The sequence below is a fragment of the Parasulfuritortus cantonensis genome (assembly GCF_004337445.1).
Lineage (GTDB): Bacteria > Pseudomonadota > Gammaproteobacteria > Burkholderiales > Thiobacillaceae > Parasulfuritortus > Parasulfuritortus cantonensis.
Genome location: NZ_SJZB01000052.1, coordinates 1 through 24,530, shown reverse-complemented (window position 1 = coordinate 24,530; position 24,530 = coordinate 1). Strand labels below are relative to the sequence as shown.

The following is a 24,530-nucleotide window of genomic DNA, read 5'->3' as shown; positions in this document are numbered from 1 at the left end:
CTTGGAAACGTCTAGTTGTTCGGAGACAGCCCTGCACGCTGCGGCAAAGCAGTTGGTAGCCGATTCGATGTTGATCAAACTGCCAGCGCCGACCTTGTTTGATGCCATGCCTGACACATCCACCCTATCGGTGTTCAGTGAGGTGTGCGTGGAGCATCTAGTAGAGACCATCGACGGTGCACACCATATCGTTGCGGACTGCTTCGCCCAAGCGCCCGACTACACCCTCGTGGTCGAAATCGCCGTATTTCACCGTGTCCCACAAGAAAAGGCGGCCTACTTACGGGGCCTGAATCTTCCTTCCGTGGAAATCGATCTTCAGGATTGTGCCGGGAAGCACACCACCTGGGAGACACTCGCGCAGTTGGTCTTGTGTGATCCTCTTCGGCGCTCGTGGATCGTTGAGGCGGCTACTTTGCCTGCTCCACAACAGATGGACGAAATGACGCCTGAGCCTACGGTCCAATTGGATACGCCAAGCCTTAGGGGTGAGTGGACATATTTCATCGGCGACAAGACCGTTTGGGTCCGAGAATTGCCATACCGAAACATCAAGGTGTTCCACCGCCCGAGTTTGCAGACCCGGCAGATCGTCGAGCCTTTGTGCCGCGGTCGTGGATACTGGGATAAGAAATTCAACTGCTGGATCGTATTCGACCAGTTCAAACACAGCTTATTGCACGATTTGGAGGAGGCACAGGGCCTCTAGCAGGATGGTGAGAAACCCCAAGCCCTTGTCTGAGCTTGGGTTTTTGTCACACTACGGCCTGATCTCGGCATTCTAATTTCCACTCCCGATCCATGCGTGGCCAAGAATCCCTCCAAGCGTCGATGTTCAGCTATGTCAGTCTGGACGCGCGCGTGCCGTCCGACCACCCGCTGCGCCGCCTGCGCGCCCTGGTCGATGCCGTCCTCGGCAATATGAGCGGCGTGTTCGATGGTTGCTATTCGCACACCGGCCGCCCCTCCATCCCCCCTGAGCACTTGCTGCGCGCATTGCTGTTGCAGGTGCTGTTCACGATCCGCAGCGAACGGCTGCTGATGGAGCAACTCGATTACAACCTGCTGTTCCGCTGGTTCGTGGGCCTCGGCATCGACGATGCAGTCTGGGACCGCACCGTGTTCAGCATCAACCGCGACCGCCTGCTGTCGACCGAGATGGCCCGGGAGTTCTTCGAGCGGGTGCTCCGCCTGGCCGAGTGGCAGGGGCTCGTCTCCGACGAGCACTTCAGCGTCGACGGCAGCCTGATCGAGGCCTGGGCCGGCCACAAGAGCTTCGTGCGCAAGGACGGCGACGGCCCGGACCGCCCGTCCGGACGCAATCCCGAAGTCGACTTCAAGGGCGAGGCGCGCAGCAACAAGACCCATGCCAGCACCACCGACCCCGAATCCCGGTTGTACAAGAAAGGCGAGTTCACCGAGGCGAAGTTGCGCTACATGACGCACGCACTGTCCGAGAACCGCAACGGCCTGATCGTTGACGTCGAGACCACCCAGGCCAACGGTCGGGCCGAATGGGAGGCGGCGAAGAAGATGATCCGGCGCAGCGTGAAGCAAGGCGCTACGGTGGGGGCCGATAAGGGCTATGACACCGAGGAATTCGTGAGCGGTATCGAGCGCCTGGGCATCCGCGCTCACGTGGCGCGCAAGACAGTGGGCAGCGCCGTCGACGGTCGCACCGCACGTGGCAAGGGGTACGCCCTGAGCCTCCGGCGGCGCAAGATGATCGAGGAGGCCTTCGGCTGGATCAAGACCGTGGGCGGGTTGCGCAAGACACGCCACAAAGGCCTGGCGAAGCTCTCTGGCCAAGCGCTTCTGGCCTTCGCCGCCTACAACCTGACCCGGATGCTCAACCTGATGTGGCCGAAGGCAGCGTAAGGATAAGTCCGCCTGCCGTACACCCAGCGGCGGGGGAACAGGGCAAAAACGCCTGGCAATACGGGCGGCGGCGCGCTTCCGGCGCCGAAAAAAACGAGCGGAAGACAAAAATCGGGGAGGATTCACGGGTTTCTCACCATCCTGCTAGAGGGGCACCCCGAGTTCAGTAGACGCCTTCAAGCGGGTCTAAACACTGGTTGGTGGCCTCTACCGAAGCGAGAACAAAGGATTTCCTTGCGGCAATTACGCGAGGTCGTACGTAACGGGTGGATCACACCACCCGCATTCGTGTCCCGTCACCAGGTGTTTAGCCGGGACGCAGTCCTCAGCCTCAAACAGCAACTCGGCCGCAACTATGTTTTGCTCAGCGAGGCGGCGCGGAAGCTAGGACAGACGGAGGCGCAGTTCCGAAAGACATGGATCACGACGGGGATCGTTCAGTGCCATTCCTACCCTGGTCAAAAGCTCATTCACTGCCAGGATCTCGACCGCATTCGCGCCATCTGGAGCGAAGCCGGCTCGGCGTCATCGATTGGCGATGACCTCAAACGTCGTCGCTGGCTGTGTCCGAACCTGACGAAGATGGGGCAACTGTCTGAAGTGACGCAGTTGGGTACTGGACCCCAGAAGGTCCGCCTGTATCCGCGAAGCGCACCGGTGCTGCAGCACTACGCTCCAACTGGTTCTGCTCGCCCCGTCCTCACACCGTAGAAGTCGGATGCGAAAACCACTGGAACCCGGTGGTCCACCGTAAGACTCTCTAAGATTCGCCATCCACCCGGGCATGCTCCCCGGGTTTTTTGTTCCCAGGCGTCCAGCTAGACCGTCGACTTCCACAGACGGCTTCCCCAATCCGCAACCGCTGGACGTCGAAAATCATGCATGCGAATCTGGAGATAGCCAAAATGTGCAATTATCCAAATCTGGAAATAGCTTGTTCCACCGCAATATCGGCAAATCTGAGCTTAGGTGTCCGCAGCAGGGGCAAATCTGGATTCAGGCCATAAAATCATCTGGTTTATGTTGCCAAAACTGGATGCAAGCTATTGATTTTTCGATGCAAAAGATCTGGCAAAGTTGTTGCGCCTTCGACAATTCGCAGGGCTGACATCTGGCCCAGATTTTTCTGGGGGCCGACCTTCTTCGTGCCCCTTCAGACGCATGATCGAGATCATGCTAATCGTATGATCTTTCAGGAACAATCGACATGAGCAATGTACATTTCATTGGTGGTGAAAAAGGCGGCGTCGGCAAATCGCTGGTTTCCCGAGTCCTGGCCCAGTACCTGATCGACCACCAGCTCCCGTTGCTGGGGTTCGACACGGACCGCTCGCACGGTTCCATGCTGCGTTTCTATGCGGACTACACATCACCCACCGTCATCGACCGGTACGAAAGCCTGGACGACATTATCGAAAGCGCCTTCGAACAGCCCGATCGAAACATCGTGGTCGACCTCGCCGCGCAGACGCATCAGTTCCTTGCCCGCTGGATGGAAGACTCTGACCTGCTCGACTTGAGCGGCGAAACGGGCATCGGCTTGAAGTATTGGCACGTCATGGATTCCGGCCAGGACTCGGTCGACCTGCTGCGCCGGTTGCTGGACCAATTCGGCGGCCGACTCGACCTGGTCATCGTCCTCAATCATGTCCGCGGCGAGACTTTCGATCTTTTCGAGGCATCCGGCCTGCGTTCGGATGCGGCGGCCTACGATGCCAAGATGATCGATTTTCCCCGTCTTGCGGATACGACCATGCAGAAGATCGACGGTCAGAGCCTGAGCTTCTGGGCCGCGATCAACAATGCCGGCAGGGGCCCGGCGAGCCTCGGTTTGCTTGAACGCCAACGCATCAAGGTTTGGCTGAAGAAGGCGTATGGCAACCTCGATTTCGTCCTGGTCTGAATAGGATCAGCCGGCGTAGGGCGGCTTCGCGAAGCAACCGTAAATGGCAACCTTCGTGTGCGTAGTGACAACATCTGGCCCAGATTCTTTTGGTTTGGGCCAGACCGGCTTGTAGCCAAGCGCAGATTTGCCAACCCAACGGCAAGGCGTCGGAAACCTTCTCTACACCCTGCCCAACCAGACTCCGGAGCCCCTGCCGCAGGCTGCGGCGGCATCATTCCAGGTGGTCAGTCGAGCCACTCACCGAAGTATTCGCGATGTGCCTCGCAGCGGCATCTCTCGTCGCCGGGATTCGGGCAGCGGTGGATCAGTTCGATCCTCCGGTCCCCCTCGGTCTTCGAAATTGGTTCGCAGTCTTTTTCCAACTCCGGGCCGGCGAACACGTCACGGTACATCCGCAAGGAATACACGCCACAGGCCTCGCACCAGTAATAACAGTCCGTGCACTCGTCGCCGAAGATGCGGCCTGAGATGCAGGCTACCTGCTCCGCGTCGGTGAATTCCCTGCCGCATTGGCTACAACGCATCATGATCCCGCCAGTCATGGTCTTATGAAGACCAACCCGCCTCGTTGAGCCTGAGGATGAAGAAGACCAGGCTCGTGATGAATAGGCCCGCCGACAGCACGATCCCCACGACGTGGATGATGATCGGCGCCAGCGCCGGCCGCTGGAAGACGACCGCATGCTTGTCGTCCCCCTCCCGTGGCTCGCCGAGTCCCGTGATGTCGAGCGTGTACCGCCCTGGTCTCGGGATGTCGAAACTGAGCAGTTCCATCCTCACGGTGGTCATTCCACTCGACCTCAACCGCATCAGCGAGGGCCGCCCGGCGACCACAACACCTGCCGCGTCGCGCAGCTCGAAATTCGCATTGCCAAAGCGCGTCGTGAATCGCGGTCCCTCCATACTCAGTGTGACGCGACCGGGCTCGGCAAACTGGATATCCTGTCTCGATGCCAAGGGCACGCTGAAAAGGTAGGACCGCTTGACCACCGCGATCAGATCCGTGATCGTTAGCCACAACACCACTGCTGCGACCAGCAGCACCGGGATGCCGATCCAATTCCAATACCGGTAAACAGTCGTGAAAACGGATTGGCTCATCTCGTCACTCCCCTCAATCGCTTGGTCAGCGTAACAAGAGACCGCCCAGGTAACGGCCAACCACTTTCACTTGTCCACGCCCGCCGCCCGCTGCAACCCCACTTCCTCACCCGCATGATCCCGGTTCCACAACTGGAACAGCGGATATTTCAAATACGCCTTGTCGGCCACGTAGCGCAGCACGTTGGCCAGCCGGAAGAACTGCACCACCGACTCGATGCGCATGACCTCCTTGCCGTGTTCGTCGAACAGAATCAGCGTCGGCGCGTAGAACAATTCGAGATCGTGCGCCCACTTGCGTGCCGTCAGGCGCCGGCCGTCCGGGGTCAGCACCGGCGTCGCGTCGTCCCAGACGTTGAGTTGCACCACCTCGAAGGCTTGCAGGCGCTCGCGCACGAGGGGGTTTTGCAGCGGCTCGGTGTGGAGGACGTCGCAGGCGTGGCAACGCGGCTGCTCGAAGATCACCAGCAGCGGCTTGTTGGCCGCGAAACGGCTCCGGTCGAGCGCGTACGGCGGCGGGGTGAAGATCGGGTCGGGGTTCAACGCTTCGTCGGCGAACAGCGGGGGCGGATCGGCCTGTTCCAGGTACTCGGCGAAGCTCTTGGTCTTGTAGTGGCCGTCGGCGACATATTCGAGCGCCGCGCGCATCTTGTAGGGCGGGTAGTAGCCGACCAGCTTCAGGGCCAGCTTGCGGCCTTCGACGTAGAACAGCAGCGTCGGCGTGAGCTGCGCCTTCTGGGCGATCGCGAATTCGTTGATCGGCATGGTCGCGCCGTCCATGCCGGTGATCGGCTCGGTGCTGTGCGTGTTCAGCCCCACCACGTCGAAGTGGGCACGCAGGTAATGCACCAGATCGCCCTTGGACAGGTTGTCCTTCATGGCGGCCTGGCAATACGGGCAATGGCTCTGGCCGAAATAGACGATCAGGCCCTGCTTGCCGGCCGCCAGCGTATCGGCGAGATCCTCGGGCAGGTTGTTGAAACTCTGCTTGAACCAGTCCGGATGGTTGTCCTGGTAGTCGGTCGGCAGGTCGACGAACGAATAGGAATCCTCGACCGGCGTCTCCGCGGCGGCGGCGTATGGACACAGCAGCGCGGCGATCGCGATTGCGGCGGTGCGTAAGTGTAGGCCCAGTGACTGCATTGCGGTGGCGTAAGCAGTGAAGTGGCCTACAAGAATACGTGCATCGCCGAATCTTGCGCTACCGGCCGGCACTGGACCGGGCGGTAGCCTGCCCCCGCCCGGTCCATGGCTTTGAAACACGGGGCGGCCGGCATCAAAATGCCGGGGTCTTCACCGCCCGCCGCCACGCCATGAGCCTCCTCTATTCCCTGGTCGGTTCCCCCTTGGCCTGCCGCTTCCCGGACCTCTACGCGGAACTCGGGATCGAGATGGAACGCTTCGACACGGCCCGCAACCTGCACCGCGCGTTGAAGCAACGGGTCCCCGATTTCTTCGTGGGCGAGTTCGTCTACGGCTGGGGCAACAACTATGCCGGCGCGAACGTCTCCAACCTGGACGTCACCCTGCGCACCCTCCAGGCGGTGGCGCCGCGGGCGCGCCTGATCATCGTCATGCAGCCCAGCGAGGCGGCGCATGTCGACAAGCTGCTGGAACTGTTCCCGGTGCATGCCGTGCTGACCTACCCGATCGGCGAAGCGGACATGCGCGCGGCGCTGCGGGCGGCCGGATGACCCCGCCGCACGGCGGTTCGTACGCCGGGCAAGTGGCCCCGGCCGCCGTATCGCGGCTTTCCGGCCGCCGCCGGCCTCGGTAAGCTGTAATCCCCGCCCGATGCGATTGCCCCATGCCGCTGCCCTCCGCCCCGTCCGATCGCGACCCCGCGAACCCCGTTAGCGACCTGCTCGACTACCTCGACGCCAGCCCGACGCCCTGGCACGCGGTGGCGACCTCGGAAACCCGCCTGCGCGCGGCCGGCTTCCAGCGCCTGGAGGAAACGGCGCGCTGGCAACTGGCGCCCGGCGGTCGCTACTACGTCAGCCGCGGCGAGTCCTCCCTGATCGCCTTCGTGGTCGGCACCGGCGCCCTGGCCGAAGCGGGCTTCCGCATCGTCGGCGCCCACACCGATTCGCCCGGCCTACGCCTGAAGCCGCGCCCGGGCCTGGTCGGCGACGGCCTCTGGCGCCTGGCGGTGGAGGTCTATGGCGGACCGATCCTGGCCACCTTCGCCGACCGCGACCTGAGCCTGGCCGGCCGGGTGATGGTGCGCAGCGCCGACGGCGCCACGGCGCGCCTGGTGCGCTTCGAGCAAGCGCTGCTGCGCCTGCCCAACCTCGCCATCCACATGAACCGCGAGGTCAACGAACAGGGCCTGAAGTTCAACCGCCAGAACGAGTTGCCGCTGCTGCTCGGCCTGGCCGCCGAGGGGCAGGACGCCGAGGCGCGCCTGCGCGAGTTGCTGGCCGATGCCGCGCAGGCCGATGCCCGCGACATCCTCGGCTGGGACCTGGCCGCCTACGACGTGCAGAAGGCCGCGCTCTGGGGCGCGGCCGGCGAATTCATCGCCTCCGGCCGGATCGACAACCTGGCCTCCTGCCACGCCGCGCTGCAAGCCCTGTGTGCCACCGATGCGCCCGTCCCGACCTGCGTCGCGGCGCTGTTCGACCACGAGGAGGTGGGCAGCGGCAGCCCGACCGGCGCCGGCGGCAGCTTCGCCGCCGATGTCCTCAACCGCCTGTGCCTGAGCGCCGGGCTGGACGGCGAGGACCGCCACCGCGCCATGGCGGCCAGCTTCTTCGTCAGTGCCGACGCGGCGCACGCCTACCAGCCCAACTTCCCGAACGCCTACGAGCCGGGCCACAAGGTGATGGTGAACGGCGGCCCGGTGATCAAGACCCACGTCGGCCAGCGCTACACCACCCACGCCGGTACGGCCGCCCGTTTCATGGGCCTGTGCGAGCAGGCCTCTGTGCCCTGCCAGCAATATGCACACCGCTCCGACCTCGCCTGCGGCTCGACCATCGGCCCGATCCTGGCGGCCGGGCTCGGCATCCCCGGCGTCGACGTCGGCTCGGCCATGTGGGCCATGCACAGCGTGCGCGAAAGCGCCGGCGCCCACGACCAGGCCTACATGATCGGCGCCCTCCAGGCACTGTTCGGCGGCTGAGCCCGCCCCCGCCCGCCGGCCCGGCCAGGCGCGAACGCCGCGACCGGCCTAGCGTCCCCAGCGCCATTGGTCCATCTGGCGTTGCATCGACCGTTCCTCCTCCTCGATGGACTCCGCCGTGGAATCGGGCGGGCACCCTTCGGGCGGCGGCGGACGATGCTCGGGTACCGCCGGCTGGGGAGACGAGGAGGCGTTCCAGGCGAACGGGTTCTTGAACGGCGCCCGTTCGGGCAAGCAGTCCAGCACATAGCTGGGCGGCCAGCCGGTCTCATAGGGCAGGAAGGCGATGGTCTGCTCGAACACCAGCGGCTTGCCGGTCGGCGTGGGCGGCAGCGCCGGCAGGGAGCGGATCGCCTGCCAGGCCAGCTTCGACGCCGCCTCGGAGGTGGACCAGAGTTCCTCGACCCGGGCGAGCCTGCCGTCCGGCGCGATCTCGATGCGGAACCGGACCAGCCCCTGGTCGGGACCCTCGACCGCCGTCCCCATCATGCTGCGCACCTGCCGCCCCCAGGCATGCCGGTAGCGCTTGCTGTTCTTCAGCTTGTAGGTCGAGGCCAGTTGCCACTCCTCGGCGCTCGGTGCCGCTGGCGCGGCCATCGCAGCGGGCTTCCGGGCCGGGCTCGGCGGCACCGGGACGGCCTCGGCCAGGTCGGCCGGCGGCGTGGCCGGGGCTGGGGACGCCGGCACGTGCGCCGGCCGGGGCGGACGCTCGACGCCCTTTTCGCGGACCGGCTTCTTCCCGGGCGGCGGCGGCGGCACCAGCTCGACCCGCATCTCCGGCACCGTGGCCGGCGCCACCTGGACCAGCCAGGGCACCAGCACGCCGGCGTGCACGGCCAGCGACAGGACGAGCGCGACGAGGAAGGCCCGGCGCAGCGACGCCGGGCGGCCGTCCGGCTGGATGGGTTCCGGAATCACGACGCCCCGGGTCCGCCTAGCCGGCCGCCGGCAGGCGCACCAGCGACGCGCGCCAGCCCGGGTTCGGCGCGCCCTGGCCGGCCTTGGCGAGCCGCCCGACCTCGTTCTCGTACCAGCCGGTGTCGTGCTGGTTGGGCTCGGCCTCGTAGCACCACCAGGCGCCGTCGGCATCCTGGGCGAGCCAAGCGGCCCAGTCGGGCAGGTTGTCGGGGGGCGTGTTCATGCGGGGTGGGCTCCGGGCGGGGACAAAGACGCGGACATAACTTAGCTATTTCGTCGGGTATTATCCAGCCTGTCCGCGTCTCTCCGCCATTCCATCCGCCACGACCGAGGAACCGCCATGCTCCAGCCGAACACCCAGGCCCCCGACTTCACCTCGCCGAACCAGGACGGCACGCCGGTCAGCCTCGCCGATTTCCGCGCCTCCCGGAACGTGCTGCTGTACTTCTACCCCAAGGACGACACGCCGGGCTGCACCATCGAGGCCAACCAGTTCACCGCCCTGGCGGGCGACTTCGCCGCGGCCGACACCGTGGTCATCGGCGTCAGCCGGGATTCCTGCGCCAGCCACCAGGCCTTCATCGCCAAGTTCGGCCTCGCCGTCGACCTCCTCGCCGACACCGACGGCACGCTCAGCCGGCGCTATGGCGTCTGGCAGGAGAAGGAGAAGAACGGCGAGAAGAAGATGGGCATCGTGCGTTCCACCTTCCTCATCGACAAGCAGGGCCGGCTGGTCGAGGCGCTCTACGGCGTCAGCGCCGAGGGCCATGCCGCGGCCATGCTGGAACGCGTGCGCCGACTGGCCTGAGCGACGGGCGGACGCATTGCCGGGGCCGGCGGCGCCGGCATGCGCACTTGTATGAAACGATGACCGGGGTTAATCCGTTGGGTAACAAATCCGCTCTCGCCACACGCGGACGGGTCTGCCGCGGCCGCAGGGCGTTCCCAAGAGGGGCGTCCGGGCCGGACCCGGAAGGCCGCCGGGCACCCCCTCCCGACCGGCATTCAAGCGACTCAGGAGATCGACAATGATGTATGCCACGCAACCCGACCTTTCCGAAACCCACGCGCTGGCCCTGACCGGAACCAACGGCTATGCGATCCAGGGCGACCGCGTCGTCATCACCGCCTCGGAGATCGCCAACAACCGCGCGGCCGGCGACATCAGCGGCACCGTCGCCATCGAGCTGTGGGCCCTGCCCCAACCCTACCGGGGCGGCGACTTCAGCGGCGTGGCGGTGGCGGGCACCCGGATAGGCGAGTTGTTCGGGCAGCACTTCCTCGCCGACTGCCGTTACGACCTGCTCTTCGACGAACCCGGACCGGGCACCTGGTACCTCACCCTGATGCTGCGCGAATGGACCGGCGCCGGCTACGTCACGCGCGACCACGTCAACTTCTCACAGCCCGACGTGGTCAGCCGCAAACCGGTCGTCCAGGGCAAGGTGGACAACGTGATCAACGTCAGCTTCAGCGCCAAGGACAAGGCCGCACCGGAACCCCGCGCCGAGGCACCGGCGATCCAGCCCGAGCCGGCCAAGCCGGCCGCGAAGGCGAAGCCGGACAACCGGGCGGTCTCCCTCAACCAGGCCAGCCTGGGCGACATCGCCGCGCTCAAGGGCGTGTCCGTGAAGCTGGCCGAGACCATCGTCGCGTCGCGGCCGTTCGCCTCGTTCGAAGAACTGCTGAACATCAAGGGCATGGGACCCAAGCTGCTCGACAAGCTGCGCAAGTTCGTCCGCCTGTGACGCGGTAAACGGCCGTGCCGTCCGCCCCGCCCGCGCGGGGCGGACGGCACGGCTAGCCAGGCACGGACCGGCTTCGGTATATTGGACCCGATGCCGCCGCGGCCGGGATGCCCGGTCGTCCGGCAGCGGTGTCCCTGCAACCCGTCCCGACAACCCCACATCCAGCCATGCCCGTCAGCCTGGACGGCAAACTCGTCGTCGCCCTCTCGTCCCGTGCCCTGTTCGACCTCGAGGAGGAGAACGCCTTCTTCGACGCCCACGGTGACGACGCCTACGCCAGGTTCCAGCTCGACCGCCTGGAGATCCCCGCCCGACCGGGCGTGGCCTATCCCCTGGTCAAGAAGCTGCTGGCCTTCAACGGCGCGGATGCGCATCGGGTCGAGGTGGTGATCCTGTCGCGCAACGACCCCGTCTCCGGCCTGCGCGTGTTCCGGTCCGCCGAGGCCTCCGGGCTGGAGCTGGAACGCGGCGTGTTCACGCGCGGCCGGCCGCCCTTCCGCTTCCTCGAGCCGCTCGGCGCCCACCTGTTCCTGTCGGCCAACAGCGAGGACGTGCGCGACGCCCTGGCGGCCGGGTTTCCGGCCGCGCGGGTGTATTCGCAGTCGCTCGTCGATGCCGAACGCCACGCCGACGAGGTGCGCATCGCCTTCGACGGCGACGCGGTGCTGTTCTCGGACGACTCCGAACGCCTGTTCCAGTCCGACGGCCTGGCGGCCTTCCAGGCGCACGAGAAGCACCACGCCCTCAACCCGCTGCCGCCCGGGCCGTTCAAGCCGCTCCTCGCGGCCCTGCACAGCCTGCAGCAGGCGGCCGGCTCGGCCGTGCCCATGCGCATCCGCACCGCCCTGGTCACGGCGCGCAGCGCGCCGGCCCACGAGCGCGCCATCCGCACCCTGATGGCCTGGAACGTCTCGGTCGACGAGGCCATGTTCCTGGGCGGCCTGGACAAGGGCCCGTTCCTGCGCGAGTTCGAGCCCGACTTCTTCTTCGACGACCAGACGCGACACTGCGATTCCGCCGCCGCCGCGGGCCCGACCGGCCACGTGATCAGCGGCATCGCCAACAGCGAACCGCGTTGACGCCGGCGGCGGGGGGTTACCCGGCGGCCGAATTGGGTTACTGTTGGCCATCCGGCGCCGGCCCGACCGGCGGCCCCCGAGTCCTTTTCTGTCCCTGACCGCCATGAAAAAACGCCTACTCATCGCCGCCGGCCTGCTGCTCGCCCTCGCCGGCTGCAACAAGCTGACCGTGGAGAACTACGACAAGATCGCCGTCGGCATGCCCTACGACGACGTCGTCGGACTGATCGGCAAACCGAAGCAATGCGACGACCTGATGGGCCTGCGCAGCTGCACCTGGGGCGACGACAAGCGCTCCGTGCAGGTGAATTTCGCCGGCGACAAGGTCCTCCTGTTCGCCTCCAAGGGCCTCCACTAGGCGGGCGCGCCGCGGCGCGGTTTTTTGTCGTCGGCACGGGCAATTCAGGATAAAGTTCTCCCGAATTCAATTTCGCAGGAGTACTTCCATGCCCGAGTGTTGCGAGGATCAGCCCCGCCCGGACCGCTACGTCAGCTTCGAGAACATCGATTGCGACGGCAACGCGCGCCGGGTGATGGAGTGCATCCAGCGCCACGTCGCCATCCCGGAGCGCAACAACGTGTTCTGGGACTATTTCATGAAGAAGCGCGCCGGCGGTTCCGGCCCGCGCCCGGATGACCTGTTCCTGATCCACTCCAACATCAACCAGGTGCGCGAGCTGTTCGAGACCTGGGACGACGAGGAGGCCATGCGGCTCCTGGTGCAACTGGAAGAGGAATGCTGCTGAACCGGGACGGCCCGGCCATCGCCGTTCCGGTCGAGCGCGCCGCCTGGCTGCTCGCCGGCGGTGCCCTCTTCCTGGTCCTCTACCTGCATCTGCTGCCGGCCCTGCTGGCCGGCCTGCTGGTCTTCGAGCTGGTGCACCTGACCGCGCCCATGCTGGCCAGCCGCTGGTCGCACCGGCGCGCCCGCGCCATCGTCGCGGTCCTGTTCGCCAGCCTGGCGGTCGGCGGCGTGGCCATGGCCATGGCCATGGCGGTCGCCTTCTTCGGCGATTCCGGCCACCTGGCCAACCTGGCCACCAAGATGGCCGAGATCCTGGAGAATTCGCGCGAGTCGCTGCCGGACTGGCTGTTGCCCTACATACCGGGCAGCGTCGACGAGCTGAAGACCGCCGTGGTCGCCTGGCTGCGCGAACACGCGGGCGAGCTGCAGATGGTCGGCAAGGAGGCCGGCATCACCCTCGCCCACATGCTCATCGGCCTCATCATCGGCGCCATGGTGGCGGTGCAGGCGACGGTGCAGGAGGACACCGCGCGTCCGCTCGCGGCCGCCCTGGCGCGCCGCGCCGGCCGCCTGGCCGACGCCTTCCGCGACATCGTCTTCGCCCAGGTCCGCATCTCCCTGGTCAACACCGTGTTCACCGCCCTCTACCTGGCCGCCGCCCTGCCGCTGTTCGGCGTCGACCTGCCCCTGGTCAAGACCATGATCGCACTGACTTTCGTGGCCGGCCTGCTGCCGGTGATCGGCAACCTGATCTCCAATTCCGTCATCGTCGTGGTCAGCCTAGCCCACTCGCCGCACGCGGCCCTGGCCTCGCTCGGCTTCCTGGTCGTCATCCACAAGCTGGAATATTTCCTCAACGCCCGCATCGTCGGCGGCCAGATCGCCGCCCGCGCCTGGGAACTGCTCCTCGCCATGCTGGTGATGGAGGCGGCCTTCGGCCTCCAGGGCGTCGTGGCGGCGCCGATCTTCTACGCCTACCTGAAGACCGAGCTGCGCAGCGCCGCGCTGATCTAGCCGGCGCAAAAACCCCCATTCAATCAAGTAGATATACCCAGCCCGCGGAAGCGCGCACGGGCCGGCGCGACTATCCTTCGGGGAAAGGGGACCGACACTCGGGATAACGCGAAGGAGGCAGACCATGAGGCGGCTGGCGATGTGCTTCGACGGCACCTGGAACGACGTCAAGGACCAGACCAACGTTTCCCGCATCCACGCGGCCATCGAGGCGATACCGGAGCAGCCGGGCGCCCGGCCGGCACAGCTCAAGTACTACGACGAGGGCGTCGGCACCCACTTCGGCAGCAAGATCAGCGGCGGCATGCTCGGCAACGGCCTCACCGAGAACATCCGCGAGGGCTACGCCTGGCTGATCCGCAACTGGCGCGACGAGGACCGCCTGTACCTGTTCGGCTTCAGCCGGGGCGCCTTCACGGCGCGCAGCCTGGCCGGGATGATCGGCAAGTGCGGCATCGTCGAGGAGGACGACCCCAGCCTGCCGACGCGCGAGCGCAAGGCCCGCTCGCTGGCCGCCGCCGCCCGCGTCACCGAGTTGTACAAGCGGGCCAACCTGGCGGGAGGCGACCCGATGACCGAGCTGGCCGGCCGGACGCGCGTGATCCGCATCCATTTCATCGGCGTCTGGGATACCGTGGGCGCCCTCGGGGTGCCCCTGCTCAACCTCAGCTACGCGGAGAAATTCCACGACACCAAGCTGGGCGACAAGGTCGACAACGCCTATCACGCCCTGGCCATCGACGAGCACCGCGCGGACTACCAGGCCACCTTGTGGACGGAGATCCCCGACCGGGCCCGCCAGAAGGTCGAGCAACGCTGGTTCCCGGGCGCCCACGCCAACGTCGGCGGCGGCTACCAGGACGACCTCCTGCCGGAACCGCCCCTGGCCTGGATTGCCGGCAAGGCCAGGGACTGCGGCCTCGAGATATCGGACGAACTGATCCACCTGGACGGCACCGAATACCGCTCGCCGGTGGTCGATTCCTTCGCCCAGTTCGGCTTCGGGCTGTACCGGGCCATCAAGGGCTTCCAGCCCTACCTGCGGCCGATCGGCGAAACCGTCGCGGAGACCGTGGACGACACCGCGCTGAAGAAATGGGCCGCCGAGTTCGACTACCGCCCGGTCAACCTCGCCCATGCCACCACCGCCGTGGCCCTGCCCGGCGTGGGCATCTCGCGCGGCTCCCTGACCGGCCATCCGTAACCCCCGGAGACCGCCATGAACACCTTGCTCGACGTCGTCATCGGCCTCACCCTGGTCTTCTTCCTGGCCGCCATGCTGTGCTCCGGCGTGCAGGAAATCCTGGCCCGCACCTTCTCGGCGCGCGGCCGCCTGATGCGCGACGGTCTGGTCGGCCTGATCCCGGACCGCTGGCTGTACCTGCGCCTGCTCAACCACCCCATGGTGGCCGGCCTGTACCGCGGCCGGCCCGGCAAGGGCGATCCGCCCTCCTACCTGCCGGCGCGCAACTTCGCCCTGGCCCTGGCCGACACCCTGATCCTGCGCCACCGCCTGCGCAGCGGCCAGGCCGCGGAGCTGACCCTCGACGACCTCATCGCGGCCGTCCGCGACGCCAAGGCCAAGGACCTCGGCGTCGGCCACGCCCTGCTCCCGGTGGTCGAGGCGGCGACGGACCTGGAGGCCGCCCTGGCCGGCATCGAGACCTGGTTCGACAGCGCCATGGAACGGGTCACCGGCTGGTACAAGTCGTACTCGCAGAAGCGCCTGTTCGTCATCGGCCTGGTGGTCGCGGCAGCATTCAACATCGACACCATCCAGATCGCCGCCTCGCTGTCGCGCTCCGCCGAGGTGCGCGCCCAGGCGGTCGCCCTGGCCGGGCAGCTCGCCGGCCAGGATGCCGAGGCGGCCCAGGCGAGCGTCGACGCCCGCGCCCAGCTGCGCCAGCTGGCCGCCGCCGGCCTGCCGATCGGCTACACCTGCCTGAGCCCGAAACCGGTCGACGGCAACGCCAAGGCCAAGGTCGTGCACTATCGCGACTGCCTGCAGGACACCCTCGCCGGCGAAGGCAGCCGCCTGACCCAGAAGCTGCTCGGCTGGCTGCTCACCGCCCTGGCCACCACGCTCGGGGCGCCGTTCTGGTTCGACGCCATGAAGAAGCTGGTCAACGTGCGCAACAGCGGGCCCAGCCCGGTCCGCAAGGCGGCGGCATCGGGCTGAACGGCCAAGGCGCGCGAGCGGCGCAGCGCAACTCGGTGTACCCTGACGGCCGGCGCGCGTTCGCGCGCGAACCGATGGCGGTGGACGCCCTCCAACCGCCAGGATGCCGCGTCATCGCCACGCGGCCGCCGGACGCACCGTCCGGCAGGACAAACCGAGAGAAGGAGTCATCGATGCGTACTCTTCTGCAGGCGCTGTTCGCCGCCTTTTTCGCCCTGGCGACGGCCGGCGCCGTCGCCGCCGACCCCGGCCCGGCGCGGCCCATGGTCAAGGTCGAGGCGGGCGGCCACTACCGCGTCGTCTACGACATCCACAGCGACGACATGGCGGCCGGCATTTCCAAGGGCCTGTACTATGCGCGCGGCCTCTACGAGGCCTTCCGCAAGCAGGGCGTGGCGCCCGGCCAGATCGACGCCCGCCTGGTCCTGCATGGCGACGCCGCGGTCATGCTGCTCGACGACGACACCTACCAGACCGCCACCGGCGACCCCTTCGCCGTCAACCCGAACGCCAAGATCGTCCAGGACCTGCTCGACCTCGGCGTCGGCGTCGAGATCTGCCACAGCGCCATGAAGGCGAAGGGCTGGAAGCCGGCCGACGTGCTGCCCGGCGTGACCATCGTGCACGACGGCTACACCCGCCTGGTCAAGCTGCAGAACGACGGCTACGCCTACATCGGCGGCTTCTAGCCCGGACCCGCACACCATGTTCGGCCATTACCACTACTTCGACCACGGCGCCGACGTCGGCATCGAGGCGGTCGGCAAGACCCAGGAGGCGGCCTTCGAGTACGCCGCCAGCGCCATGTTCGCGATCATGACCCACCCGTCCCTGGTCCTGCCCCTGCGCCGGGTGCACGTCGAGTTCGACGAGCCGGACCGCGAGCTGGCCCTGGTCGAATGGCTCAACCGCCTGCTCGGCCAGGCCCACCTCGCCAACCTGGTGCTGGGCAGCTTCCAACTCAGGCGCGAGGGCGACCACTACGTCGGCGAGGGCTGGGGCATGCCCTGGAAGAAGGGCGCCGAAGGCGGCGCGGAGGTCAAGGAAGCCACGCGCGCCGAACTCAAGGTCGAGCAACAGGGCAAGAAGTGGCACGCCCGCTGCGTGGTCAACATCTGAGCCGGCAGCGCACCGGCGCAGCCCGGCCGCGCTGCCCTGTTCTGGACCATGGCTGACCCGGCAACGCGTTCCGGCCCGTTACTGCCGGACCTGGTCGCCGGGCTGTCCGTCGCCGGCCTCCTGGTGCCCGAGGCCGTCGCCTATTCGGGCATCGCCGGGCTGCCGCCCGAGTACGGCGTGATCGCCCTCCTGGCCGGGCTGACCTGCTACGGCCTGGTCGGCCGCAGCCGCTTCGCCATCGTCTCGGCCACCTCCTCCTCGGCCGCCGTCCTGGCCGCCGCGACCGCCTCCCTGGCGGGCGGCGACCCCGGCCTGCGCCTGGCCCTGGCCGCCGGCCTGATCCTGCTCACCGGCCTGTTCTTCCTGGCCGCCGGCTTCGCCCGCATGGGCGCCATGTCGGACTTCATCGCCAAGCCGGTCCTGCGCGGCTTCGCCTTCGGCCTCGCCGTGGTCATCATCGTCGGCCAGTTGCCCAAGGTGCTCGGCGTGCCGGTGGCGCATACCGACATCCTGCGCCTGGCCGTGGACCTCCTGGACCAGTTGCCGCACTGGAACCCGGCCGGCCTGGCGGTGGGGACCACCGCCCTGGTCCTGCTTTTCCTGCTCAAGCCCTACCGGCGCGTCCCGTCCACCCTGCTGACCATCGTCCTCGGGGTCGCCGCCCAACTTGCCTGGGGCCTGGACCGGCACGGCGTCGCCCTGGTGGGCAGCATCGACCTGAGCCTCCCGGTACCCAGCGTGCCCGACCTGACCCGGGCCGAGTGGCTGCGCCTGGGCGAACTCGCCTTCGCCCTCCTGTTCGTCCTCTACGCCGAGTCCTACGGCAGCGTGCGGACCTTCGCCCTGAAGCACGGCGACGCCATGGCGGCCGACCGCGAGCTGCTCGGCCTCGGGCTGGCCAACCTGGCCTCCGGCCTGTTCGGCGGCATGCCGGTCGGGGCCGGCTATTCCGCGACCTCGGCCAACGAGGCGGCCGGGGCGCGCAGCAAGCGGGCCGCCTGGGTCGCCGCCCTGGTGGTCCTGGCCCTGATCCTCACCCTGCTGCCCTACGTCGAGCTCACGCCGCAGCCGGTGCTCGCCGCCATCGTCATCCACGCGGTCAGCCACAGCCTCGACCTGCCCGCCATCCGGGTCTACTTCCGCTGGCGGCGCGACCGCGTCGTCGCCCTGTCGGCGGTCGCCGCCGTGCTCGTGCTCGGCGTCATGGACGGCCTCCTGGTGGCGGTGGGCGTCAGCCTGCTGATGACCCTGCGTGGGTTGTCCGAACCCAAGGTCTCCGTGCTCGGCCGCCTGGGCCAGGGCCACGATTTCGTCAACGTCGCCGCCCATCCCGAGGCGCGGCCGGTCCCCGGCCTGCTCATCATGCGCCCGGAGGCGCCGCTGTTCTTCGCCAACGTCGACCGCATGCTGGCCCTGGTCCGGCACCAGATCGCGGCCGGACACGGCGCTGCGGGCACCCTCATCCTGAGCCTGGAGGAATCGCCGGACCTCGACGGCACCTGCGTCGAGAGCCTTGCGGAACTGGTCGCCTTCGCGCACCGGCACGGCATCGCCCTGCTCTTCGCGCGCCTGCACGACCCGGTCCGCGAGGTGCTGGCCCGGGCGGCCATCCCCCTGCTGCCACCCGCCGCGCTGACCAACTGGAGCGTCGACGACGCCGTGAGCCGGGCGCTGGACGGCGTGCCCGGCCGCTGACTCGCCGCCACCCGGGCGACGTCCACCCGTTCGGGCCATTTCGCTACCGGGGCAATCTCCCTAACCTCTGCTCAGCCGGTCGGTCGTGCCCATGGCGGCGCGCGGCGGACGGTCCGGGGATCCATAACCAAATACCATTTCCAGGGGGTATCGCATGTTCAAATTCAAGCAACTGTTGGCCGCCGCGCCTCTGGCGCTGCTCGGCCTGGCCTCTGCCCATGCGGCCACGGCCATCGTTCCCGCTTCGGTCACGGCTTCCGGGACCGTTTCCGGCGACCCCGCGACGCTGCTCACTGACGGCGACTACTCGCTGACGACCGCCTGGAACGACGACGCCAACGTATCCTGGTCCTCACAGGAAGGCCGTGACGGTGCCGTCGTCACCTACGACTTCGGCGGTCTCTACAGCGTGGCCGACGTCACCCTGAGCCACGACAACAACGACATCTACATCATCCAGGTCTCCGCCGACGGCACCGAGTGGTACACGCTGGCGACCGTCTTCAACGGCCTCGACGACGGCGGCCTGGCCGGGAGCGGCGGCCTGCTGGAGAAATCCTCCATTGCGGGCGACGCCAGCTATGCCTGGTCCATGGACTTCGCACCCACCGATGCCGCCTATGCGCGCGTCTTCGCCCGTAGCGGCGACGGCATGTACGCCCTCGGCGAAGTCCAGTTCTACGGTTCCGCTCTGCCGGTCCCGGAGCCGGAGACCTATGCCATGCTGACCGCCGGCCTCGCCCTGGTCGGTGTCGCCGGGCGCCGGCGCAAGACCGCCTGACCCTCTGGGCCAGGACTGATTGCCACCTCTTCGGCCCCGCCTCGGCGGGGCTTTTTTTCGCCCCGGCGGCCGGCCGCGGCGTCATTCCGCCAGGCAGACGTACTTCGTCTCCAGGTAGGCCTCGATGCCCTCGGCGCCGCCTTCGCGGCCCAGGCCGGATTCCTTGACGCCGCCGAACGGCGCCACCTCGGTGGACACCACGCCGGCGTTGACGCCGACCATGCCGTATTCGAGGGCCTCGGCGACGCGCCATTGGCGGGCCGCGTCACGGGCGTAGAAATAGGCGGCTAGGCCGTACTCGGTGGCGTTGGCGAGGCGGATCGCCTCGGCCTCGTCGGCGAAGCGCAGCACCGGCGCGACCGGACCGAAGGTCTCCTCGCTGCACACGCGCATGCCCGGCTCGACATCGGCGAGCACGGTCGGGGCATAGAACTGCCCACCCAGGCGGCGGCCGCCGCACACCACGCGGGCGCCGGCGGCCACGGCGTCGGCGACGCGGGCCTCGACCTTGGCGACCGCCTCGGCGCTGACCAATGGCCCCTGGACGACCCCGGCCTCGAGGCCGTTGCCCACCTTCATGGCCGACACCGCCTCGGCCAGCCTGGCGACGAAGGCATCGTAGACGGCGTCCTGGGCCATCAAACGGTTGGCGCACACGCAGGTCTGGCCGGCGTTGCGGTATTTCGAGGCCAGCGCCCCGGCCACCGCGGCGTCGAGGTCGGCATCGTCGAAGACGATGAAGGGGGCGTTGCCGCCCAGTTCCATGGACACGTTCTTGAGCGTGCCGGCACAGGCCGCCATCAGGCGCTTGCCGGTCGCCGTGGAGCCGGTGAAGGACAGCTTGCGCACGCCCGGGTTGCCGGTCAGTTCGGCGCCGATGGCCTCGGCCGGGCCGGTGACCACGTTGATGACGCCGGCCGGGAAACCAGCCTGCTCGGCGAGGGCCGCCAGGGCCAGAGCGGTGAACGGCGTCTTCGAGGCCGGCTTGGCGACCACCGTGCAGCCGGCCGCCAGGGCGGCGCCGGCCTTGCGGGTGAGCATGGCGGCCGGGAAGTTCCAGGGCGTGATGAGGGCGGCGACGCCGATCGGCTGCCTCAGCGTGAGGACGCGCCGGCCCGGCCAGGGCGACGGCACGACGCGGCCGTAGACCCGCTTGGCCTCGTCCGCGAACCAGTCCAGGAAGCCGGCCGCGTAGACGATCTCGCCGTGCGCCTCGGCGAGCGGCTTGCCCTGCTCCAGGGTGATCAGGCGGGCGAGGTCGCCGGCGTGCGCCAGCATCAGGTCGTGCCAGCGCCGCAGCAGCGCGGCCCGTTCACTGGCCAGGAGGCCGCGCCAGGCCGGCCAGGCCGCCTCGGCGGCGGCCACCGCGCGGGCCGTCTCGGCCCGGCCCATGGCGGGGACCCGGCCCAGCACGGTCCCGGTGGCCGGGTCGGCGACTGCCAGGCCGGCGCCGTCGTCGGCGTCGAGCCAGACACCGCCGACGTAGGCCTGGGTGCGGAACAGTTCGGGGTGCTGCAGACCGTGCATGGTGTCCTCCGTGGTTCGCCGACAGCGGCCAACATAGCACGCCGCCCGCCACCCCGCCCATGGCCGCCGGCGCGCACCCGGACGGAGTACACTAGGCGCCCCGACGAGGCCGCGCCATGACCCGCTACGAGACCCTGCTGATCAGCACCCTGAAGCGCTTCGACCGCCTGCTCCACCTGCTCCTGGCCACCGCCCTCGTGGTCGGCTGCGTCATGGTGGTCTGGGAATTCCTGGCCAACATCGCCCATACGGTCGAGGCGGGCCACCTGGCCGGCGGCTTCCTGAGCTCCCTCGGCACCCTGTTCCTGGTCTGGACCCTGTCCAGCCTGGTCGCGGCCGAGATACGCTACCTGCAAAGCGGTTCGGTGCGCGTCCAGGTGTTCATCGAGGTGGCCATGATCACCCTGCTCCGGCAACTCATCGTCGAGCCGCTCCAGGTCGTCACCGGCGCCGAGCCGGGCGTGGCCGACACCGCCGCGCTCTGGCACTACGGCCTGCTCCTGCTCGCCCTCCTGGCCGCCGGCATCGTGCACCGGCTGGTCGGCGACGCCGCCTTCAGCACGGCGCCGGGACACGGCCACGAGGCGGAACTGGGATGATCGACCTGGCCGCCGTCTACGACCGCTTCGCCGACACCTACGAGGCCAACCGCGGCCGTTTCGACATGGCCCCGGTGCTGGCCGATTTCGAGGCCCGCCTGCCCGCCGGCGGCGGCTTGCTCGACCTCGGCTGCGGGGCGGGCGAACCCTTCGCCGCGCATTTCGCCGCGCGCGGCTGGCAGGTCACCGGGGTGGACTTCTCGCCCCGCATGCTCGACCTCGCGGCCCGCTACGTCCCCGCCATGACGCGCATCCGGGCCGACATGAGCACGGTCGACTTCGCACCCGCCAGTTTCGACGCCGTCGTCGCCGTGTACAGCCTGTTCCACGTGCCGCGTGCCAGGCACGCGGCCCTGTTCCGGCGCATCCGCGGCTGGCTCAGGCCCGGCGGCCACTTCCTGTTCACCTACGCGACCCGCCACTACACCGGCGCCGAGCGCTTCGAGGGCGGCAAGGAGTTCCTCGGCGAGACCCTCTTCTACAGCCATCTGGGGCCCGAGGAACTGACCGCCGCCCTGGCCGACGCCGGCCTGGCGGTGGCCGATCTGGCCTACCGGGAGATCGGCGGCGAGACCTTTCTCTGGGTCACCGCCAGGGCCTGAGCCGGCCCTCTTCTCTTTTCCCGGCGCCTCACCAGAATCCGCGCCGCGTCCGGCAGCGCGGACGTCTGCGGCCGTCCCGATCGACCTCCAAGCGGAGCCCTGGGACGCCGAGGGCCAGCCGGACGAGAAATGCAGCCGGGCGCGCGCTGCCCAGGCCCTGCCCCCGCTCGACCCCGGCCGGGGCCGGCCGCTGGCGCCGCCCGAGCGGCCCTGGCCGATCGCGGCCTGAACGCGGCGGCGGGCTATACTCGGGCCATGGCCCCGGCGACCGGGGCCGCCGCCCGGAGCCCGCCATGAACGACATCGCCAGACGCATCCTCATTCCCGCCCTGTGCGCCGGCCTGGCCGGCTGCGGGGTCGAAACGGCCGGCACCGCCGCCGTCGCCGCCAAGGCCGGCCAGGAAGAGGTGGAACAAGGCAAACGCCTGGAGCAGGACCTGACCGACAAGCTGAACGCCGCCAGCGAGCAGGAACGGCAGCGGCTCGACCAGGCCGCGGAGGCCACCAAGTAGGCTACTGGGCGGTACCTTCTTGCCTAGAATGAGTAAATGAACTCAGCCGCCGCCACGCCCGACGACCTGATCCGCGACATCAGTGGCCTGGTCACCCTGCCCGACGTCTACCTGCGCGTCAACCGCCTGGTCGAGGACCCGAACAGCTCCAACGCCGACATCGCCCGCGCGGTCGGCCAGGACGCCGCCTTCACGGCCAAGCTGCTCAAGCTGGCCAACAGCGCCCTCTACAACTTTCCCGCCTCGGTGGATACGGTGGCCAAGGCGGTCACCATCATCGGCACCGCGCAAGTGCGCAACCTGGCCCTCTCGCTCTCGGTGGCGAACAGCTTCGCCGGCCTGCCCAACGACCTGGTCTCGATGCGCAACTTCTGGAAGCACAGCCTGCTCTGCGCCCTGGCGGCCCGGGAGCTGTGCAAGCTGGCCCGGCGCTGCGATCCGGACGCCCTGTTCACGGCCGGCCTGCTGCACGACATCGGCGAGCTGATCATCTTCAACCGCCTGCCCGAACAGGCGCGCGACGCCCTGCTCATGGTGCTCGACAGCCAGGAGGAGATCGGCGTACCGGAGGCCGAGGACCGCCTGCTCGGCTTCGACCACGCCCGGGTCGGCGCCGCCCTGGCCCGGCAGTGGAACCTGCCCGCCACGCTGCAGGCCTGCATCGCCTGGCACCACGCCCCGGCCCGGGCCGAGGCGCACGGCCGCGAGGTGGCGCTCATCCACATCGCCAACAGCCTGGCCCAGCTGGCCGAGGTCGACAGCATCGAACCGGCCGATGCCCCGGCCATCGACCCGGCCGCCTGGACCGCCGCCGGCCTCGACCCCGAGGTCGTCGAGGCGGTGGTGCGCAAGGCCCAGGAGGAGTTCGGCGAGATCGAGAAGATATTCCTGGGGCAATGATGGCACTCGTCAGCGGCCGTACCGACCTGCCCCCCATGCCGCCGCCCCTGCCCGGCTTCGAGCACGTCCGGCGCTCCTGGAACAACCAGTTCCAGTCCTACGCCGCGCGTATCCTGCCGGGCGAGTTCTACGTCACCCGCCAGAAGGAAGGCGTCGCCACCACCCTGGGTTCCTGCATCTCCGCCTGCATCCGCGACCGGGTCACCGGCATCGGCGGCATGAACCACTTCATGCTGCCCGCCACCGAGGTCAGCGACCTCGCCTCGATGAAGGCCGTCAACCTGTCCGACGCCACCCGGTTCGGCAACTACGCCATGGAGCACCTGATCAACGAGATCATGCGCAATGGCGGCCGGCGCCAGAACCTGGAGGTGAAGCTGTTCGGAGGCGGCCGCATCATCTCCGGCATGACCGACGTCGGCCTCGCCAACATCACCTTCGTGCGCGACTACCTGGACATCGAGAGCCTGCCCGTGGTGGCCGAGGACGTCGGCGACATCTTCCCGCGCATGGTCATGTTCTTCCCGGCCACCGGGGTCGCCAAGGTCAAGCGCCTGCGCTCGCTGCACAACAACGTCATCCTCGACGAGGAACGCCGCTACATCGACAGCATCAAGAAACAGCCCGTCTCGGGCGAAGTGGAGCTTTTCTGAACATGACCGCCGCCTTCACCTACTGCATGACCTCCAACTGCCCGCTCGCCGCCGACTGCCGGCGCTTCGAGGACGACGCCGCCCGGCACAGCCTGCAGCGCACCTACGCCGACTTCAGCGAGGAACTGGTGCGCCGGGACGGCCAAGTGAGCTGCCCGTTCTTCCTCGCCAAGACCGACGAGGCGCCATGAGCCTCGCCCTGCTCAGCCCGCTCGAGGCGCGCATCCTGGGCGTCCTGGCCGAGAAGGCCAAGACCACCCCGGACGCCTACCCGCTCACCCTGAACGGCCTGGCCGCCGGCTGCAACCAGAAGACCTCGCGCGACCCGGTCATGACCCTGGCCGAGGCGGACATCCAGGCGGCCCTGGAAGGCCTGCGCCAGCGCAGCCTGGTCATGGAGAGCTACGGCGCCTCCGGGCGCGTCCTGCGCTACGCCCACAACCTGGC

Annotated in this window: 31 protein-coding genes; 25 read left to right on the top strand and 6 right to left on the bottom strand. The window is 68.1% G+C overall.

Features of this window, described 5'->3' with window-relative positions:
- Positions 1–67 precede the first annotated feature (67 nt).
- From EZJ19_RS15110 to EZJ19_RS15095, 4 genes are all read left to right on the top strand, one after another.
- Complete coding sequence (locus EZJ19_RS15110) at positions 68–709, top strand: hypothetical protein (protein ID WP_131449060.1); 642 nt, start codon at positions 68–70, stop codon at positions 707–709.
- 92 nt (positions 710–801) lie between these two features.
- Positions 802–1,878 (top strand): IS5 family transposase, encoded by a 1,077-nt coding sequence (locus EZJ19_RS15105; RefSeq protein ID WP_131445861.1) that lies wholly within the window; start codon positions 802–804, stop codon positions 1,876–1,878.
- Positions 1,879–2,166: 288 nt separating this feature from the next.
- Positions 2,167–2,589 carry a hypothetical protein gene (locus EZJ19_RS15100; RefSeq protein ID WP_131449058.1) on the top strand — a complete coding sequence of 141 codons (423 nt, stop codon included), beginning with the start codon at positions 2,167–2,169 and terminating at the stop codon, positions 2,587–2,589.
- Positions 2,590–3,085: 496 nt separating this feature from the next.
- Entirely contained in the window at positions 3,086–3,781 is a 696-nt protein-coding gene (locus EZJ19_RS15095; RefSeq protein WP_131449056.1) for a P-loop NTPase family protein, read from the top strand.
- A 227-nt stretch (positions 3,782–4,008) separates the two neighbouring features.
- Here EZJ19_RS15095 and EZJ19_RS15090 read toward each other — a convergent pair whose 3' ends face one another.
- From EZJ19_RS15090 to EZJ19_RS15080, 3 genes are all read right to left on the bottom strand, one after another.
- Positions 4,009–4,311, bottom strand: a complete 303-nt coding sequence (locus EZJ19_RS15090) for a hypothetical protein (RefSeq protein ID WP_131449054.1) — start codon at positions 4,309–4,311, stop codon at positions 4,009–4,011.
- A 19-nt stretch (positions 4,312–4,330) separates the two neighbouring features.
- Positions 4,331–4,885, bottom strand: a complete 555-nt coding sequence (locus tag EZJ19_RS15085; protein WP_131449052.1) for a hypothetical protein — start codon at positions 4,883–4,885, stop codon at positions 4,331–4,333.
- A gap of 66 nt (positions 4,886–4,951) precedes the next feature.
- Complete coding sequence (locus EZJ19_RS15080; RefSeq protein WP_131449050.1) at positions 4,952–6,028, bottom strand: thioredoxin family protein; 1,077 nt, start codon at positions 6,026–6,028, stop codon at positions 4,952–4,954.
- Positions 6,029–6,198: 170 nt separating this feature from the next.
- Here EZJ19_RS15080 and EZJ19_RS15075 point away from each other — a divergent pair, with 170 nt between their 5' ends.
- Positions 6,199–6,579: a hypothetical protein gene (locus EZJ19_RS15075; RefSeq protein ID WP_131449048.1), complete on the top strand. Its 381-nt coding sequence runs from the start codon at positions 6,199–6,201 to the stop codon at positions 6,577–6,579.
- 113 nt (positions 6,580–6,692) lie between these two features.
- On the top strand, positions 6,693–8,012 hold the full coding sequence (locus tag EZJ19_RS15070; RefSeq protein WP_131449046.1) for a M18 family aminopeptidase: 1,320 nt from the start codon (positions 6,693–6,695) through the stop codon (positions 8,010–8,012).
- A 48-nt stretch (positions 8,013–8,060) separates the two neighbouring features.
- Here the strand turns inward: EZJ19_RS15070 and EZJ19_RS15065 are convergent, their stop codons facing one another.
- The gene (locus EZJ19_RS15065) at positions 8,061–8,930 is read right to left on the bottom strand and encodes a hypothetical protein (protein WP_206199448.1); all 870 of its coding nucleotides are present in this window, start codon (positions 8,928–8,930) and stop codon (positions 8,061–8,063) included.
- Between the two features lie 16 nt (positions 8,931–8,946).
- A complete protein-coding gene (locus EZJ19_RS15060; RefSeq protein ID WP_131449044.1) occupies positions 8,947–9,153 on the bottom strand; it encodes a hypothetical protein in 207 nt (68 codons plus the stop codon).
- A gap of 117 nt (positions 9,154–9,270) precedes the next feature.
- On the opposite strand from EZJ19_RS15060, the gene EZJ19_RS15055 reads away from it, so the two are divergent.
- The 12 genes from EZJ19_RS15055 to EZJ19_RS15000 all read left to right on the top strand — a co-directional run bounded on the left by EZJ19_RS15055 (position 9,271) and on the right by EZJ19_RS15000 (position 19,290).
- Positions 9,271–9,738: a peroxiredoxin gene (locus tag EZJ19_RS15055; protein WP_131449042.1), complete on the top strand. Its 468-nt coding sequence runs from the start codon at positions 9,271–9,273 to the stop codon at positions 9,736–9,738.
- A 220-nt stretch (positions 9,739–9,958) separates the two neighbouring features.
- Positions 9,959–10,678 (top strand): ComEA family DNA-binding protein, encoded by a 720-nt coding sequence (locus tag EZJ19_RS16105; protein ID WP_206199447.1) that lies wholly within the window; start codon positions 9,959–9,961, stop codon positions 10,676–10,678.
- Between the two features lie 167 nt (positions 10,679–10,845).
- Positions 10,846–11,757 carry a 5'-nucleotidase gene (locus EZJ19_RS15045; protein WP_131449040.1) on the top strand — a complete coding sequence of 304 codons (912 nt, stop codon included), beginning with the start codon at positions 10,846–10,848 and terminating at the stop codon, positions 11,755–11,757.
- 103 nt (positions 11,758–11,860) lie between these two features.
- Positions 11,861–12,115: a lipoprotein gene (locus tag EZJ19_RS15040; protein ID WP_131449038.1), complete on the top strand. Its 255-nt coding sequence runs from the start codon at positions 11,861–11,863 to the stop codon at positions 12,113–12,115.
- A gap of 88 nt (positions 12,116–12,203) precedes the next feature.
- Positions 12,204–12,503, top strand: a complete 300-nt coding sequence (cowN, locus tag EZJ19_RS15035) for a N(2)-fixation sustaining protein CowN (protein WP_131449036.1) — start codon at positions 12,204–12,206, stop codon at positions 12,501–12,503.
- Positions 12,494–13,516, top strand: coding sequence for an AI-2E family transporter (locus tag EZJ19_RS15030; RefSeq protein WP_131449034.1), 1,023 nt, complete (start codon positions 12,494–12,496; stop codon positions 13,514–13,516). Before cowN ends, EZJ19_RS15030 begins: the two co-directional genes overlap by 10 nt.
- A gap of 124 nt (positions 13,517–13,640) precedes the next feature.
- The gene (locus EZJ19_RS15025; protein ID WP_131449032.1) at positions 13,641–14,720 is read left to right on the top strand and encodes a DUF2235 domain-containing protein; all 1,080 of its coding nucleotides are present in this window, start codon (positions 13,641–13,643) and stop codon (positions 14,718–14,720) included.
- A 15-nt stretch (positions 14,721–14,735) separates the two neighbouring features.
- Positions 14,736–15,695, top strand: a complete 960-nt coding sequence (locus EZJ19_RS15020) for a hypothetical protein (RefSeq protein ID WP_131449030.1) — start codon at positions 14,736–14,738, stop codon at positions 15,693–15,695.
- Between the two features lie 173 nt (positions 15,696–15,868).
- The gene (locus EZJ19_RS15015; protein WP_131449028.1) at positions 15,869–16,384 is read left to right on the top strand and encodes a DsrE family protein; all 516 of its coding nucleotides are present in this window, start codon (positions 15,869–15,871) and stop codon (positions 16,382–16,384) included.
- Positions 16,385–16,400: 16 nt separating this feature from the next.
- Entirely contained in the window at positions 16,401–16,814 is a 414-nt protein-coding gene (locus EZJ19_RS15010; RefSeq protein WP_131449026.1) for an archease, read from the top strand.
- A gap of 48 nt (positions 16,815–16,862) precedes the next feature.
- The gene (locus tag EZJ19_RS15005) at positions 16,863–18,509 is read left to right on the top strand and encodes a SulP family inorganic anion transporter (RefSeq protein ID WP_131449024.1); all 1,647 of its coding nucleotides are present in this window, start codon (positions 16,863–16,865) and stop codon (positions 18,507–18,509) included.
- Positions 18,510–18,663: 154 nt separating this feature from the next.
- The gene (locus EZJ19_RS15000) at positions 18,664–19,290 is read left to right on the top strand and encodes a discoidin domain-containing protein (protein WP_131449108.1); all 627 of its coding nucleotides are present in this window, start codon (positions 18,664–18,666) and stop codon (positions 19,288–19,290) included.
- Between the two features lie 81 nt (positions 19,291–19,371).
- Here EZJ19_RS15000 and EZJ19_RS14995 read toward each other — a convergent pair whose 3' ends face one another.
- Positions 19,372–20,817, bottom strand: coding sequence for an NAD-dependent succinate-semialdehyde dehydrogenase (locus EZJ19_RS14995; protein WP_131449022.1), 1,446 nt, complete (start codon positions 20,815–20,817; stop codon positions 19,372–19,374).
- Between the two features lie 116 nt (positions 20,818–20,933).
- Here EZJ19_RS14995 and EZJ19_RS14990 point away from each other — a divergent pair, with 116 nt between their 5' ends.
- The 7 genes from EZJ19_RS14990 to EZJ19_RS14960 form a co-directional block, all read left to right on the top strand.
- Positions 20,934–21,416, top strand: a complete 483-nt coding sequence (locus EZJ19_RS14990; RefSeq protein WP_131449020.1) for a phosphate-starvation-inducible PsiE family protein — start codon at positions 20,934–20,936, stop codon at positions 21,414–21,416.
- Positions 21,413–22,018, top strand: coding sequence for a class I SAM-dependent methyltransferase (locus tag EZJ19_RS14985; RefSeq protein WP_131449018.1), 606 nt, complete (start codon positions 21,413–21,415; stop codon positions 22,016–22,018). The genes EZJ19_RS14990 and EZJ19_RS14985 overlap by 4 nt, the downstream gene beginning before the upstream one ends.
- A 293-nt stretch (positions 22,019–22,311) precedes the next feature.
- Complete coding sequence (locus EZJ19_RS14980; RefSeq protein ID WP_131449016.1) at positions 22,312–22,530, top strand: hypothetical protein; 219 nt, start codon at positions 22,312–22,314, stop codon at positions 22,528–22,530.
- Positions 22,531–22,566: 36 nt separating this feature from the next.
- Entirely contained in the window at positions 22,567–23,430 is an 864-nt protein-coding gene (locus EZJ19_RS14975) for an HDOD domain-containing protein (RefSeq protein WP_131449014.1), read from the top strand.
- Positions 23,427–24,083, top strand: a complete 657-nt coding sequence (cheD, locus tag EZJ19_RS14970) for a chemoreceptor glutamine deamidase CheD (RefSeq protein WP_240754800.1) — start codon at positions 23,427–23,429, stop codon at positions 24,081–24,083. Before EZJ19_RS14975 ends, cheD begins: the two co-directional genes overlap by 4 nt.
- 2 nt (positions 24,084–24,085) lie before the next feature.
- On the top strand, positions 24,086–24,274 hold the full coding sequence (locus EZJ19_RS14965) for a hypothetical protein (protein WP_131449012.1): 189 nt from the start codon (positions 24,086–24,088) through the stop codon (positions 24,272–24,274).
- A partial coding sequence (locus EZJ19_RS14960; protein WP_131449010.1) for a DUF480 domain-containing protein occupies positions 24,271–24,530 on the top strand: 260 nt, incomplete at its 3' end. The genes EZJ19_RS14965 and EZJ19_RS14960, both read left to right, overlap by 4 nt.

Coding starts and splice junctions, on each gene's coding strand:
- EZJ19_RS14985 (WP_131449018.1), top strand. CDS start 21,413: ATGATCGACCTGGCCGCCGTCTACGACCGCTTCGCCGACACCTACGAG.
- EZJ19_RS15030 (WP_131449034.1), top strand. CDS start 12,494: ATGCTGCTGAACCGGGACGGCCCGGCCATCGCCGTTCCGGTCGAGCGC.
- EZJ19_RS15025 (WP_131449032.1), top strand. CDS start 13,641: ATGAGGCGGCTGGCGATGTGCTTCGACGGCACCTGGAACGACGTCAAG.
- EZJ19_RS15010 (WP_131449026.1), top strand. CDS start 16,401: ATGTTCGGCCATTACCACTACTTCGACCACGGCGCCGACGTCGGCATC.
- EZJ19_RS15090 (WP_131449054.1), bottom strand. CDS start 4,311: ATGATGCGTTGTAGCCAATGCGGCAGGGAATTCACCGACGCGGAGCAG.
- EZJ19_RS15080 (WP_131449050.1), bottom strand. CDS start 6,028: ATGCAGTCACTGGGCCTACACTTACGCACCGCCGCAATCGCGATCGCC.
- EZJ19_RS15055 (WP_131449042.1), top strand. CDS start 9,271: ATGCTCCAGCCGAACACCCAGGCCCCCGACTTCACCTCGCCGAACCAG.
- EZJ19_RS15060 (WP_131449044.1), bottom strand. CDS start 9,153: ATGAACACGCCCCCCGACAACCTGCCCGACTGGGCCGCTTGGCTCGCC.
- EZJ19_RS15045 (WP_131449040.1), top strand. CDS start 10,846: ATGCCCGTCAGCCTGGACGGCAAACTCGTCGTCGCCCTCTCGTCCCGT.
- EZJ19_RS15000 (WP_131449108.1), top strand. CDS start 18,664: ATGTTCAAATTCAAGCAACTGTTGGCCGCCGCGCCTCTGGCGCTGCTC.
- EZJ19_RS15085 (WP_131449052.1), bottom strand. CDS start 4,885: ATGAGCCAATCCGTTTTCACGACTGTTTACCGGTATTGGAATTGGATC.
- EZJ19_RS14975 (WP_131449014.1), top strand. CDS start 22,567: ATGAACTCAGCCGCCGCCACGCCCGACGACCTGATCCGCGACATCAGT.
- EZJ19_RS15095 (WP_131449056.1), top strand. CDS start 3,086: ATGAGCAATGTACATTTCATTGGTGGTGAAAAAGGCGGCGTCGGCAAA.
- EZJ19_RS15110 (WP_131449060.1), top strand. CDS start 68: ATGTTGATCAAACTGCCAGCGCCGACCTTGTTTGATGCCATGCCTGAC.
- cowN (WP_131449036.1), top strand. CDS start 12,204: ATGCCCGAGTGTTGCGAGGATCAGCCCCGCCCGGACCGCTACGTCAGC.
- EZJ19_RS14990 (WP_131449020.1), top strand. CDS start 20,934: ATGACCCGCTACGAGACCCTGCTGATCAGCACCCTGAAGCGCTTCGAC.
- EZJ19_RS15075 (WP_131449048.1), top strand. CDS start 6,199: ATGAGCCTCCTCTATTCCCTGGTCGGTTCCCCCTTGGCCTGCCGCTTC.
- EZJ19_RS15040 (WP_131449038.1), top strand. CDS start 11,861: ATGAAAAAACGCCTACTCATCGCCGCCGGCCTGCTGCTCGCCCTCGCC.
- EZJ19_RS16105 (WP_206199447.1), top strand. CDS start 9,959: ATGATGTATGCCACGCAACCCGACCTTTCCGAAACCCACGCGCTGGCC.
- EZJ19_RS14995 (WP_131449022.1), bottom strand. CDS start 20,817: ATGCACGGTCTGCAGCACCCCGAACTGTTCCGCACCCAGGCCTACGTC.
- EZJ19_RS15015 (WP_131449028.1), top strand. CDS start 15,869: ATGCGTACTCTTCTGCAGGCGCTGTTCGCCGCCTTTTTCGCCCTGGCG.
- EZJ19_RS15020 (WP_131449030.1), top strand. CDS start 14,736: ATGAACACCTTGCTCGACGTCGTCATCGGCCTCACCCTGGTCTTCTTC.
- EZJ19_RS14965 (WP_131449012.1), top strand. CDS start 24,086: ATGACCGCCGCCTTCACCTACTGCATGACCTCCAACTGCCCGCTCGCC.
- EZJ19_RS15070 (WP_131449046.1), top strand. CDS start 6,693: ATGCCGCTGCCCTCCGCCCCGTCCGATCGCGACCCCGCGAACCCCGTT.
- EZJ19_RS15005 (WP_131449024.1), top strand. CDS start 16,863: ATGGCTGACCCGGCAACGCGTTCCGGCCCGTTACTGCCGGACCTGGTC.
- EZJ19_RS15105 (WP_131445861.1), top strand. CDS start 802: ATGCGTGGCCAAGAATCCCTCCAAGCGTCGATGTTCAGCTATGTCAGT.
- cheD (WP_240754800.1), top strand. CDS start 23,427: ATGATGGCACTCGTCAGCGGCCGTACCGACCTGCCCCCCATGCCGCCG.
- EZJ19_RS14980 (WP_131449016.1), top strand. CDS start 22,312: ATGAACGACATCGCCAGACGCATCCTCATTCCCGCCCTGTGCGCCGGC.